General features: G+C 57.6%; 12 protein-coding genes. 5 read left to right on the top strand and 7 right to left on the bottom strand.

What is annotated here, in order from left to right; all coding sequences use genetic code 11:
• Positions 1-110: 110 nt before the first annotated feature.
• The 6 genes from etfB to A8O26_RS18135 form a co-directional block, all read right to left on the bottom strand.
• Entirely contained in the window at positions 111-881 is a 771-nt protein-coding gene (gene etfB, locus A8O26_RS18160; RefSeq protein WP_064119206.1) for an electron transfer flavoprotein subunit beta, read from the bottom strand.
• A gap of 9 nt (positions 882-890) precedes the next feature.
• Complete coding sequence (gene etfA / locus A8O26_RS18155; RefSeq protein WP_064119205.1) at positions 891-2,111, bottom strand: electron transfer flavoprotein subunit alpha; 1,221 nt, start codon at positions 2,109-2,111, stop codon at positions 891-893.
• Positions 2,111-4,060, bottom strand: a complete 1,950-nt coding sequence (gene dgcB, locus A8O26_RS18150) for a dimethylglycine demethylation protein DgcB (protein ID WP_064119204.1) — start codon at positions 4,058-4,060, stop codon at positions 2,111-2,113. Before dgcB ends, etfA begins: the two co-directional genes overlap by 1 nt.
• Before the next feature lie 164 nt (positions 4,061-4,224).
• The gene (dgcA, locus tag A8O26_RS18145; protein WP_016983627.1) at positions 4,225-6,285 is read right to left on the bottom strand and encodes a dimethylglycine demethylation protein DgcA; all 2,061 of its coding nucleotides are present in this window, start codon (positions 6,283-6,285) and stop codon (positions 4,225-4,227) included.
• A gap of 15 nt (positions 6,286-6,300) precedes the next feature.
• A complete protein-coding gene (locus A8O26_RS18140; RefSeq protein WP_005792152.1) occupies positions 6,301-6,831 on the bottom strand; it encodes a DUF5943 domain-containing protein in 531 nt (176 codons plus the stop codon).
• Positions 6,832-6,938: 107 nt separating this feature from the next.
• A complete protein-coding gene (locus A8O26_RS18135; protein ID WP_034153590.1) occupies positions 6,939-7,916 on the bottom strand; it encodes a dipeptidase in 978 nt (325 codons plus the stop codon).
• Positions 7,917-8,150: 234 nt separating this feature from the next.
• Here A8O26_RS18135 and A8O26_RS18130 point away from each other — a divergent pair, with 234 nt between their 5' ends.
• The 4 genes from A8O26_RS18130 (at position 8,151) to A8O26_RS30525 (ending at position 11,177) form a co-directional block, all read left to right on the top strand.
• Positions 8,151-8,552: a lysozyme inhibitor LprI family protein gene (locus tag A8O26_RS18130; protein ID WP_064119203.1), complete on the top strand. Its 402-nt coding sequence runs from the start codon at positions 8,151-8,153 to the stop codon at positions 8,550-8,552.
• Positions 8,553-8,665: 113 nt separating this feature from the next.
• A complete protein-coding gene (locus tag A8O26_RS18125; RefSeq protein ID WP_064119202.1) occupies positions 8,666-9,847 on the top strand; it encodes a DUF4238 domain-containing protein in 1,182 nt (393 codons plus the stop codon).
• A gap of 148 nt (positions 9,848-9,995) precedes the next feature.
• A complete protein-coding gene (locus A8O26_RS18120; RefSeq protein ID WP_064119201.1) occupies positions 9,996-10,415 on the top strand; it encodes a DUF3010 family protein in 420 nt (139 codons plus the stop codon).
• A 156-nt stretch (positions 10,416-10,571) separates the two neighbouring features.
• Entirely contained in the window at positions 10,572-11,177 is a 606-nt protein-coding gene (locus tag A8O26_RS30525; RefSeq protein WP_081265215.1) for a Shedu immune nuclease family protein, read from the top strand.
• Between the two features lie 70 nt (positions 11,178-11,247).
• On the opposite strand, the gene A8O26_RS18115 is transcribed toward A8O26_RS30525, so the two are convergent.
• Positions 11,248-12,195, bottom strand: a complete 948-nt coding sequence (locus A8O26_RS18115) for a GlxA family transcriptional regulator (protein WP_064119200.1) — start codon at positions 12,193-12,195, stop codon at positions 11,248-11,250.
• A 207-nt stretch (positions 12,196-12,402) separates the two neighbouring features.
• On the opposite strand from A8O26_RS18115, the gene A8O26_RS18110 reads away from it, so the two are divergent.
• Positions 12,403-13,347 (top strand): choline ABC transporter substrate-binding protein, encoded by a 945-nt coding sequence (locus A8O26_RS18110; protein WP_064119199.1) that lies wholly within the window; start codon positions 12,403-12,405, stop codon positions 13,345-13,347.
• The last annotated feature ends 79 nt before the right edge of the window (positions 13,348-13,426 follow it).

The raw sequence follows: 13,426 nt of genomic DNA, 5'->3' as shown, positions 1-13,426 counted from the left end.
CTCAGGCTTGGCCAAGCCAAGGTCACCGCGCAATCGCAGGTCGATGTAATTAGCCAATACCACTCGGTCGGTCCCCTCTCCCTCCGGGAGAGGGCTAGGGTGAGGGGCTTTCAGCGGACGACGCCCTCTTCGATCAGCAACTTGAGGATCGCTTCAGCCCCGGCCTGTGCAGTAACCCCTTTGAGCACCTGCCCACCGCCGCCACTGGCCTTGGCCGTCGCGGCTTTCATCCGGTCCGCCCCGCTTTTGGCCTTGATCACCTTCAAGCGTTTCGGCCGAGGCTTGGCCGGTTGCAAAGTGGCAACCGCGAGCAACTCATCGTCCACCACTTCAACATCGTCAGCCTGCAAAACACCCCGTCGCGCCGGCCCATAAGCACTCTGCCGAGGCTTCGGCGCAGCGTTATCCACAGTCGCCAGAAACGGCAGCTTGACCTTCAAGCGCCGCCGCTGCCCACGCGGCAACGCCTGCAGGACCAGCGCCGAACCGTCATTGATCGACTCCACCTGAGCCAGCCCCACTACCAGCGGCCAGCCCAGACCTTCCGCCAGCAGAAACGGCAACATCCCCGAACCTTCCCCGGTTTCCGCCTGGCTGCCGGTCAGCACCACCTGCGCCCCGGCATCACGCAGATACGCGGTCAGCGCCGGCAGCGCATCGGCGCCAGCCGGTTGCTCCAGCACGTGCATCTGCTCCAGGCCCATGCCCAGATAGGCGCGCAACGCCGGTTCCGCAACGTCGCCGGCGTGCAGCACTTGCAGGTTATCCCCAGCCAGTTGCAGGCCGAGTTCCACGGCGCGCGCGTCCTGGTCGGCGCGGCGTGGCCTGCCGGAAGTCGGGTGGGCGCCGATTGAAACCAGACTGATAACTTTCGTGTTCATAGCGTTTCCTTAAGCCGCATCGCGCTTGGCTTCGTTGCGGTAAGCCGCGACCGCTTCGATCAACGCTTGAAGAATCTCTGCGCTCTCGCCGATCACCGACAAATCGGCACGCTTGATCATGTCGCAACCCGGATCAAGATTGATCGCCACCACTTTGTCGCAAGCGCCAATGCCTTGCAGGTGCTGTATCGCCCCGGAGATACCCACAGCCACGTAAACCCGCGCGGTGACCCAGGTGCCGGACGCGCCGACCTGGCGATCACGGGCCATGAAGCCATCGTCCACCGCGACCCGCGAGGCGCCTTCGGTGGCGCCAAGTGTTGCGGCCGTTTCGTGAAACAGTGCCCAGTCCTTGACGCCGTTGCCGCCAGAGAAAATGAACTCGGCTTCGGCCATCGGAATCGCCGCTGGGTCCACCGCCACCGCACCGAGATCTTCGATTCGCGAAAGACTGCGCACGACACTTGTGGATAACTCCACCGGCAACGCTTCGTGACGGGTTTCGCTGACTGGCTCGGCGCATTCGGCGGCGGCGAGAATCAACCGCGAAACCGGACGGGCAAGGTCTTGCAAACCAGCACCTGCGCGGCCAATACATTCCTGATCCTTGACCTGCCAGACCCGTGTGGCCGGGCGCTCGCCCAATGCAGCGGCAAAGCGTCGGCCGAGCTCGCCACCACCGCTGCGACTGTCCGGCAGCAGCCAGTGGCGCGGGTTGAACTGGTTATCCACAGCGCGCAAACCTTGCACTCGCTGTTCCGGTGCATAACCGCTGAACTGTTCGCCTTCGAGCACCAGCAAGCGATCGACGCCTGCGGTCGCAAAAGCGCTTTCCTTGTGCTCACCAAAGATCACCGCCAACACTGCGCCATCCTGGCCGGCAAGCTGATGGGCGAGGCCGAGCAAGTCGCGGTCGTGACGGCTCAAGCGGCCGCCGACCATGTCCGGTACCACGCTGATGTAGAACGCCGGGGCCGGCACCTGACGCAGCGGCAATTGCACGTCCACAGCGGCGGTACGTTTGACCGCCCCGCCCTGTTGCGCGCCGCTGCGGTCGATACGCTTGATGCCGTTGGGGCCGATAAAACCGATGCCGTGCAGGTTCTTGCGGATGATGCCGTTGGGCCCCATCCAGCTGTGTTGCGCCGGTTGCATCGCCGCGTGCAGCGGATGCAGGCGGTTACGCGCAATCCATTCGGCGCGCGGGTCGCGGCGGATAATGTCGCTCATCAGTGGGCCTCCGCAGGTTCACGTTTGGCCGGGGTGGCAGGCTTGCTTGGCGCAGCGTCTTCGAGCAGCGCGTCGGCGACCAGTTCGGCGATGTCCTTGATCAGCGGCCGCGGTTCGACCACGCCTTCGAGCATCGCCGTGCACTGTGGACAACCCACGGCCACCAGCTCGGCACCGGTTTCGCGGATGTCTTCCATGCGCATGTCGGGAATCCGCTGTTTGCCCGGAATATCAGTGATCGGCGCCCCGCCGCCACCGCCGCAGCAGCGCGAACGGAAGCCGGAACGTTGCATCTCTTTGACTTCAATGCCGAGCGCACGCAGCACTTCACGCGGCGCTTCGTACTCACCGTTGTAGCGGCCGAGGTAGCACGGATCGTGATAGGTCACGCTGTTGCCTTTGTGCTGACCGAGATTGAGTGCACCGGCCTGAATGATTTCCGCCATGTAAGTGCTGTGGTGTTGCACCAGGTAGTTGCCTTCGAACGCGCCGTACTCGTTTTTCAGCACATGGAAACTGTGCGGATCGCAGGTGACGATGCGGTTGAAGCTGTATTTGGCCAGGGTCTGGATGTTGCGTTTAGCGAGCAACTGGAAGGTCGCTTCGTCACCGAGACGGCGGGCCACGTCGCCACTGTCACGTTCTTCGAGACCGAGCACGGCAAAGTCGATTTTTGCCGCTTTCAGCACTTTGACGAACGCGCGCAAAGTGCGCTGGTTACGCATGTCGAAGGCACCGTCGCCAACCCAGAACAGCACGTCGGTGGATTTCTTTTCGCTGAGCAGATTGAGGTTCAAATCCGCCGCCCAGTTCATTCGCCCGCCCGGGGCAAAACCGCCCGGGTTGTCGGTGGCGATCAGGTTTTCGAGGACTTCGGCGCCCTTGTTCGGCGTCGCGCCTTTTTCCAGGGTCAGGTGACGGCGCATGTCGACGATGGCGTCGACGTGCTCAATCATCATCGGGCATTCCTCAACGCAGGCGCGGCAGGTGGTGCACGACCACAGGGTTTCGGCGTCGACCAAGCCGTTGACGATGGGTTGATGCGGATTGCCGCTGTGTTCGCCCACTGGTTTGCCGGGATACGGGCTGCCTGCGAACTTGGCATCGGTGCCGCCAGCGAGGCCGACGACCATGTCCTGAATCAGCTTTTTCGGGTTAAGCGGCTGGCCGGCAGCGAAGGCCGGGCACGCCGCTTCGCACTTGCCGCACTGCACGCAGGCGTCGAAACCGAGCAACTGGTTCCAGGTGAAATCCTTGGGTTTTTCCACGCCCAGTGGCGCGCTCGGATCATTCAGGTCCAGCGGCTTCAAACCGGTGGAACGACCTCCGCCAAAACGTTCAGCGCGACGGTGCCAAGCCAGGTGCAAGGCTCCGGCAAAGGCGTGTTTCATTGGCCCGCCCCAGGTCATGCCGAAGAACAGTTCCGACACGCCCCACAGCACGCCGATCGCCAAAATGGCCGCGAGCACCCAGCCACCAAAGTTCTCCGGGAGAATCCCGGCCACCGGCAACGTCAGCAGAAAGAACGACGCCGAGAATGCCAGCAAGCTTTTCGGCAGGCGCATCCACGGGCCTTTCGACAACCGCGCCGGCGGGTTGCGCCGACGCAGATAAACGAAGAGCGCACCGACGAACATCACCGCCGTCATCAACAGCAAGGCGTAACCAAGGATGCGGTTGTGCAGGCCGAAACCGTGCACCAGCAACGCCAGCACAATCGACGCCACCGCCCCGCCCGCCGTGGCGACGTGGGTGTTGGCGATGTATTTGTCCCGCGCCACGACATGGTGCAAATCGACCATGTAGCGCTTGGGCATGGCGAACAGGCCGCCGATCAGATCGACCTTCGAGGCCCGGCCCCGGCGCCACATCGCTACCCGCCGCAACGCGCCAAGGACACCAAGGCCGATAGCTGCGAACAACAGGATTGGAAGAAGGGTGTTCAACATAGGTGAAGCTCCCAAAGACCGCAGGGTCTTGCAGGTCGAGTTGCCTTACTCGGTCACTGTGGGAGCGAGCTTGCTCGCGAAGGCGGACTGACATTCAACATCGATGTCGACTGATCCACCGCTTTCGCGAGCAAGCTCGCTCCCACAGGGTTGTGTGCAAGCCTTTAGAAGTCTTTACACAGTCTGAGCGCGTCGTAGATCGCGGCGTGGGTGTTGCGCTGCGCCACGCAGTCGCCGATGCGGAACAGCAAATAGCCGTCGCCCGCCTCGCTCAGCGAAGGTTGCGGCTGGATCGCGAACAACGCTTCAACGTCGATCTGGCCCTTGTTGCGCGAACCCTCTTTGAGCGCGTAGTAGATTTCTTCATCCGGACGCACGCCGTTCTCCACCACCACCTGATCGACCACCCGCTCCTCTTTGGCGCCGGTGTATTCGTTCTCCAGCACCGCGACCAGTTTGTCGCCTTCGCGGTAGACCTTCTCCAGCATCATGTCGCCGGTCATGATCACTTCTTTCGGGTACATGCTGCGGTAGTAAGTCGGGAACGACGTACCACCGATGGCCACACCCGGTTTGATGTCGTCGGTGACGATCTCGACCTGGCTGCCCTTGTCGGCGAGGAAGTCGGCAACCGACATCCCGGTGAACTCGCAAATGGTGTCGTAGACCAGCACGTTCTTGCCCGGTGCGACCTTGCCATCCAACACGTCCCAACTGCTGACGACCAAACCTTCAGCGGCGCCCCAGTGTTCGTTCTGCTCCAGATACGGATGCCCACCGACCGCCAGCACCACCACGTCCGGACGCAAGTCCATGATGGTGTCGGCATCAGCCGCCGTGCCCAGGCGCAGATCGACTTTCAGCCGCGCCAGTTCCAGCTGGAACCAGCGAGTAATACCGGCGATCTGGTCGCGCTGCGGCGCTTTCGATGCGGTGGTGATCTGCCCGCCGATGAATTCTTTCTTCTCGAACAGGGTCACGTCGTGGCCACGCTCGGCAGCAACACGCGCCGCTTCCATCCCGGCAGGGCCGGCACCAACGATCACAACCTTGCGTTTCGGCCCGGTGGATTTCTCGATGATGTGCGGCACGCCCATGTACTCACGGGACGTCGCGGCGTTCTGGATGCACAGCACGTCGAGGCCTTGGTACTGGCGGTCGATGCAATAGTTGGCGCCCACGCACTGTTTGATCTGGTCGATCTGGCCCATCTTGATCTTGGCGATCAAGTGCGGGTCGGCGATGTGCGCGCGGGTCATGCCGACCATGTCGACGTAACCGCCTTCGAGAATGCGCGTGGCCTGGTTCGGGTCCTTGATGTTCTGTGCGTGCAGCACCGGCACCTTGACCACTTCCTTGATCCCGGCGGCCAAATGCAGGAACGGCTCCGGTGGATAACTCATGTTCGGAATCACGTTGGCCAGGGTGTTGTGCGTGTCACAACCCGAGCCGACGACGCCGATGAAGTCGAGCATGCCGGTGTCGTCGTAATACTTGGCGATCTGCTTCATGTCTTCGTGGGACAAACCGTCCGGGTGGAACTCGTCACCGCACAGACGCATGCCCACGCAGAAATCGTCACCAACCTCGGCGCGCACGGCTTTCAACACTTCCAGACCGAACTTCATCCGGCCTTCGAAGGTGCCGCCCCACTCATCGGTACGCTTGTTGACGCGCGGGCTCCAGAACTGGTCGATCATGTGCTGGTGCACCGCCGACAGTTCAACGCCGTCAAGACCACCGGCCTTGGCCCGGCGCGCGGCCTGGGCGTAGTTGCCGATCACCCGCCAGATTTCTTCCGGTTCAATGGTTTTGCAAGTGGCGCGGTGCACTGGCTCACGGATGCCCGACGGCGACATCAGGGTCGGCCAGTTGAAGCCGTCCCAACGCGAACGGCGGCCCATGTGGGTAATCTGAATCATGATCTTGGCGCCATGCTTGTGCATGGCGTCGGCCAGATTCTGGAAATGCGGAATGATCCGGTCGGTCGACAGGTTCACCGAGCTCCACCATTCCTGCGGGCTGTCGATAGCGACCACGGAGGAGCCGCCGCAGATTGCCAGGCCGATGCCGCCCTTGGCTTTCTCTTCGTAATACTTGACGTAGCGGTCGGTGGTCATGCCACCGTCCGTTGCGTAGACCTCGGCGTGCGCGGTGCTGAGCACGCGGTTGCGGATGGTCAGTTTGCCGATCTGGATCGGCTGAAACATTGCTTCGAAAGCCATGGCGGGTTCCTCGACTTACAACGGCTTGACGGTGAACAGGCCGTCGTCGTGGCCTTCTTCGGAGCCACCGTAGACTTGCTCGGCAACCGTGCGGATCTTGCTGCCGCGCGCCTCAAGGATCTGATCCATGGCCCCGGCAAACCAACCGGTGAACATGTAATCGACCTTGCGCCCGACCTTGCCGTAGACGTAGACGAACGCCGAGTGTTCGAGCTTGACGCTGGCGGTGCCTTTGTCGAGGTCGATGTCCTGAATCTTGAACAGGCCCCAGCCGCGTTGCGACAGGCGCTTCATGTAGTGCTCGAACACCGCGACGCCTTCCAGGCCGTGGCATTCGGCTTCTTTTTCGCACCAGTGCCAGGCGGACTTGTAGCCGGCCTTGTAGAGGATTTCTGCGTAGGCGTCAGCGCCCAAAACCTCTTCGATGCCCATGTGGTTATTCACGAAGAAGTGACGCGGTACGTAGAGCATTGGCAGGGCGTCGGAGGTCCAGACACCGGTCTCGCTGTCGACTTCGATTGGCAATTGCGGGGCGATCTTGGCCATGGAAACTTAACTCCAGAAAAATTTTAGATTCAGTGTTGGCCGCAGCCCTCACCCCAGCCCTCTCCCAGAGGGAGAGGGAGCAGATCGGCGGCGGTCTTGAGTCAGCGTTACTCGCCCCAGACGTCTTTCAGGACGTTGACCCAGTTCTCGCCCATGATCTTGCGCACGACGCGCTCGGGATGGCCGCGCTTGAGCAGGGTTTCGGTCAGGTTCGGGAACTCGCCGACGGTGCGGATGCCCAGCGGGTTGATGATCTTGCCGAAGCTGGTCAGACGGCGGGCGTAGCCCTTGTCGTGGGTCAGGTATTCGAAGAAGTCCTGACCGTGACCCTGGGTGAAGTCGGTGCCGATGCCGATGGCGTCTTCGCCGACGATGTTCATCACGTATTCGATCGCTTCGGCGTAGTCGTCGATGGTCGAATCAATGCCCTTGGCGAGGAACGGCGCGAACATGGTCACGCCGACGAAACCGCCGTGGTCGGCAATAAACTTCAGTTCTTCATCGGATTTGTTGCGCGGGTGCTCTTTGAGACCCGACGGCAGGCAGTGGGAATAGCAGACCGGTTTTTTCGATTCGAGGATGACTTCTTCAGAAGTCTTGGAACCGACGTGGGACAGGTCGCACATGACGCCGACGCGGTTCATCTCGGCAACGATTTCGCGACCGAAACCCGACAAGCCGCCGTCACGTTCGTAGCAACCGGTACCGACCAGATTCTGGGTGTTGTAGCACATCTGCACGATGCCAACGCCGAGCTGCTTGAACACCTCGACATAGCCGATCTGGTCTTCAAAGGCGTGAGCATTCTGGAAGCCGAAGAGGATGCCGGTCTTGCCCTGTTCTTTGGCGCGACGGATGTCGGCGGTGGTGCGCACCGGCATCACCAAGTCGCTGTTTTCGCGGATCAGCTTCTGGCTGGCAGCGATGTTGTTCACGGTCGCCTGAAAGCCTTCCCACACCGACACCGTGCAGTTGGCTGCCGTCAGACCGCCCTTGCGCATGTCTTCAAACAGCTCGCGGTTCCATTTGGCAATGATCAGACCGTCGATAACGATGCTGTCGGCGTGTAATTCGGCTGGGCTCATCAGGCGTCCCCTTATTGGCAATTCATGCGCCGAATCGTCTGCCGGCGCTTTGGGGCCAGCATATGCCTCGGTGCCGGGGCGACCGGGTGCAAAAACGACAGGGGAATTGCCGAAAGCGTCAATCCGCGACAAAGGGTCGCCAGACGCTCCGATCAGCTACCTGTTCAAGCCCGCCAGCTTGAGCCAGAATCTGGCCCATCTTGGAAACACCACTGGATTAGAGCGGCGACAACAATGAAATCGATCTTCCTGGCTTTGGCACTGATGGCGACCGGCGTACACGCCGCTGAGGAATCCGACAACAACCCCTGCGACGCCGTCGAAAACGACGTCCAGACCCTGGAATGCTCGACCTACAGCCGCACCACCGCCGAAGACCTGCTCAAGGACAACTACGCCAGCCTGACCGAACGCATGCAGACCGCGTACGGCAAAAACGCGACGCAACTGGCGGACATCACTGCCAAGCTGAAGACGGCTCAGCAGCAGTGGCTGAAGACGCGGGATGCCGATTGCGCGGTGGAAGCGTTCCCGGCGACGGCGGGGAGCAAGGCGTTCACGATTGCGCAGAATGACTGCGTGGCGCGGATGAGTGATGAGCGGTCGGAGTTTTTGGAGTCGATAGGCCAAGAGTAAATCGCCCGTACGCCATTCAATGCTGATCGAACAAGCTATACAACAGCCAGCGGAGGTCGGCTTGGCCAGTCCTGCCACCAGTTTGACTCAAACAATTATTTGACGGGAAATCGATGAAAGGGAATTTCACAAAAAACAATCACTATGTTCCTCAGTGGCTGCAGAAGAGATTTATCAACTACCCACAAAACACCAAACTTCATTATCTAGATTTAAACCCAGGATTTAATACACAAAAAGACGGAAGAAAAACCCCAAAAAGGGAACTCGAACACTTCGGAACAAAAAAAGCATTCAAGAAGGAGCATTTATACACACTTTATTTTGGAGAGAATTCGACCGACATAGTAGAAAAGAAATTTTTCGGCGATGTAGACAGAAAGGGAGAGCAAACCATTTCAAGCATCTCACATCCTGAATCGTTAGAAAACACAACGGAAAGTTTTTTAGATTTTGTGAAATTCATGTGTGCCCAACTCTTCAGAACACCAAAGATGCTTGAGATCTTTGACAATACAAAAGCAATGAATCATCAATTCAAAATCGGAGCCATGGGAGTTTCATACGAGTTATTCCTGAATAGTTGGACGGAAGGGATATGGGAAATAGTATCTTGCACTCAATCCCAAACAAAATTCATAATCTCTGACGCGCCTATCACGACTTACAATCGGAAAGTATTTCCAAAATCTAATGAATGTACAATAGCGGGCCAAGCAATCATCGAAAGAGTTGGAACGCAGACGATATTCCCTCTTTGCATCGACAGATGCCTGATCATCACTCGTCCTGAATTAGTCAAAAATCCAGGCATGAACCTCCTAAAAATAAGATCATCGCCGAAGTACTACGAAACCAGCGTATTTGACACCAGCACTATTCAGTTCGGAAGAGAGGTCTCTGAAGAAGAAGTAATCGCAATAAACTTTATACTAAAAACAAATTCTAAAAAATATATCGGGGCGCTAGATAAAAACTGGCTTTTCCCTGAAGCAAACATTAAAACAACATTCTGGCCCTCTATCGGGGATTCTTTTTTCTTACAACCAGATCCAAGACTTATAAGCCTCAAAAAATTAAACGCTATGATTGATGCAAAACAGCCTCAAAAATCACAACAAAAAGAAAATGAAATTTTTTTTAAATCCAGGAGCCGCTGGGATGAGCGCGACATACGAGAAGGGCGCACTCCAAAAAAACACGTAAATTTAAATACAGGGAACATCTCTACGCTAGTACCAGTAATGCACGACACAAATCTTTATCACTTTTTGAGAAAGCTTTCGGCTCGATAGGAGGGGCCCGAAAAAACTTTGCACCATCATTTTTAGAGCATCGCCACAACGCACGAGACCACAGGGAGAAAACTGAAGCAGCGTTTGCCATTTCCGATACCCCTCTAGAGTTGTAAGCTGCAGTGCTTTAGCCAATTAAGGTACACACATGAACATCTGCGGAATCGAAATCAAAGGCAGTGAAGCGATCATCGCCGTGGCGTCCGTCAACGGTTCGGTGCTGAGCCATGTCGCTCTGAGCACCAAGAAAATTGCGCTGGACGATGACGACGAGGCGGCCAACGTCAAAATATTCGCCGCGCAGGTAGCATCTTTTGTGCGGGAAAACGCCATTGATCGCATCGCGATCAAGAAGCGCAGCAAGAAGGGCGAATTTGCCGGCGGGCCGACCACGTTCAAGATCGAGGGCGTGTTTCAGTTGCTGGATGGCTGCGAGGTGACGCTGCTGTCTCCGCAGACGATCAATGCCCAGGCCAAGAAACACAACTTTGAGCTGCCGGGAACGCTGAACAAGTATCAGCATGAGGCGTACAAGGCCGGTTGCGCGGCATTGGTTAAAAAAATCTAGGGATTGATCGGTAAAAATTAATCTGCTCGTACCGAGACCGTATCTATTTACACTCACTATGACTGATGCATAGTGAAACGAATACAACAAGACCAAATTTACTTCACGCAAAAAAATCAGCACAATCACAAACATACTAAAACATTAAAATAAAACATGACGAACAACACACTAGAAGCACTATTACAAACAAACCCCGAAGAGCGCGACTGCCAAAATTTTTTCGAGTCTAATGTTGGAGCCATCTGCGGAAGCGGGTACTTCATGGGCAACGCTGTTATACGAAAATTTCCACTTGGCACCGACTACGTAACTGACTTTTCATATGTTAACCCTCAGTCGGGACGGTGCTTTGTTTATCTGGTCGAGCTAGAAAGCCCGAGCAAATCCATCTTCACAAAAAACGATCAATTTACTCAAGATTTCAATCAAGCATTGCAACAAGTCAATGACTGGCTAATTTGGTGCTCCAAAAATAGAGAATCACTAAGTCAACAATTAGAACCTTTAAGACGAAAATCCGGGGACGCGATCACAATGTATGCCCCCCGAGGGATACTGATATACGGTCGAAGCGCCGAGATTAACAGCATCCAAAGACAGGATAGATGGACAGCCAAGACCGAAGAAAACCACTACATCCAAATAAGAACTTATGACGGATGGGCACGAGAAAGAAAAGACTTTCTCACCGATAGCAACTTTCCCGGCTATTTAGAATGTGTAGCCTATCAAAACAGAGGTTATAACAAAATCCGCTAACCCCCCAAAAATAAAAAAGAACTGTTAGCGGTAGTCTTTATAGACTTCCAGTTACCAAAATATTCAACCTCTAATCTATAGGTATCGTACGTCGATCCTCCCGTGGACACCGGGCAAATTTCGCCCGGTAGCTGCGGGTGAAGTACGACGGGGACTCGAAGCCGCAGGCGATGCTGACTTCGAGCACGCTCATGTCGGTCTGGCGCAGTAGCTGCCGGGCTTTTTCCAGGCGCAGGCGCAGATAGAAATTGCTCGGCGTGTCATTCAGATGCAGCCGGAACAAGCGCTCCAGTTGCCGCCGCGTCACCTTGATCGATTCCGCCAGTTGCAGCGTGGTCAGCGGCGGTTCGCTGTGCTGTTCCATTTCGCCGATCACCTGCACCAGCTTCTTGTTGTTGATGCCGTAACGCGTGGCGACTTCCATGCGCTGGTGGTCTTTGCGCGGACGAATGCGCCCCAGCACAAACTGCTCGCTGACCTGAATCGCCAGTTGTGGGCCGTGGGCCTGGGCGATCAGATCGAGCATTAAATCGATGGAAGCCGTGCCGCCCGCCGAGGTAATGCGTCGACGGTCGATCTCGAATAATTCCTGCGTGACGCTGAGCTGTGGATAAGATTCCTTGAAGGCGTCGATGGCTTCCCAGTGCAGGGTCAGGCGATGGCCATCGAGCAGGCCCGCCTCGGCAAGGACAAAGCTGCCGGTGTCGATGGCGCCGAGGGTCACGCCTTCGTTGTCCAGCCGCCGCAACCAGTGTTCAAGGGTTGGCGTGGCGAACTTCAGTGGTTCAAACCCGGCCACCACCAACAACGTCGCACCTTTCTTCAGCGGCTCCAGCGCGGCGTCGGCGTTGACCGACATGCCATTGCTCGCCAGCACTGCCCCGCCATCGGCACTCAACACATGCCAGCGGTACAGCTCGCCACGAAAGCGGTTGGCCACGCGCAACGGTTCGATCGCGGAAATAAAGCCGATGGCGGAGAACCCCGGCATCAGCAGAAAGTAGAAATCCTGAGACATGTGCGCACTCGATTCGCGGGTAACGAGAGGGAGGGGAGCGTGGCTCGTTGATACGCCGATTGTCGTCGGCGTTCAAGCGCACAGGTCGCTACAGTGCAAATGCCAGTCGCCGCAGTGCGTTTTCACGGGCGCATTGCTGCGTAACTTTGCATCACCGGCGCATCAGACGCCGGAAACCACAATAAACGACCTGCCGAGGAACCCGACATGAAACGACTGATCAGCAGCTGTGTTCTTGCACTCAGCGGTACCGCTTTCTTGAGCGCCAGCGTCATGGCGGCCGACCCGGCAGCGTGCCAGAACGTACGTATGGGCGTGGTCAACTGGACCGACGTGATCGCCACCAGTGCCATGACCCAGGTCCTGCTCGACGGCCTCGGCTACAACACCAAACAAACCAGCGCGTCCCAGCAGATTATCTTCGCCGGGATCCGCGATCAGCGTCTGGACTTGTTCCTCGGTTACTGGAACCCGCTGATGACACAGACCATCACGCCGTTCGTCGACGCCAATCAGGTCAAAGTTCTCGAAGCGCCGAGCCTGAAAGATGCCCGTGCGACCCTCGCGGTGCCGACTTATCTGGCGGACAAGGGCCTGAAAACCTTCGCCGACATCGCCAAATTCGAAAAAGAACTGGGCGGCAAGATCTATGGCATCGAGCCAGGCTCGGGCGCCAATACGCAGATCAAGGCAATGATCGCCAAGAACCAGTTCGGTCTCGGCAAATTTCAGCTGGTCGAGTCCAGTGAGGCCGGCATGCTCGCCGCTGTCGATCGCGCCGTGCGCCGCAAAGAGGCTGTGGTGTTCTTCGGCTGGGCGCCGCACCCGATGAACGTTAACGTCAAAATGACTTATCTGACCGGCAGCGACGACGCCCTCGGCCCGAACGAAGGCATGGCCACCGTGTGGACCGTCACCGCACCGAAATACGCCGAGCAGTGCCCGAACGTTGGCCGTCTGCTGACCAACCTGACGTTCACCGCCGAGGACGAGAGCCGGATGATGCAGCCGCTGCTCGACCACAAGGACGCTTTCGAATCGGCCAGGCAATGGCTCAAGGATCACCCCGAAGACAAGCAGCGCTGGCTGGAAGGTGTGACCACCTTCGATGGCAAACCGGCCGCTGAAAACCTTCAGTTGACCAGCAAATAACCCTCTATTGAAAAGCCCCTCTCCCTGACGGGAGAGAGGACTGACCGACGCTACGCAGCCCGAAAAAGGGCTGCGGACA

Source organism: Pseudomonas fluorescens (genome assembly GCF_001648775.1).
GTDB lineage: Bacteria > Pseudomonadota > Gammaproteobacteria > Pseudomonadales > Pseudomonadaceae > Aquipseudomonas > Aquipseudomonas fluorescens_M.
This window is presented reverse-complemented; position numbering and strand designations above follow the sequence as displayed.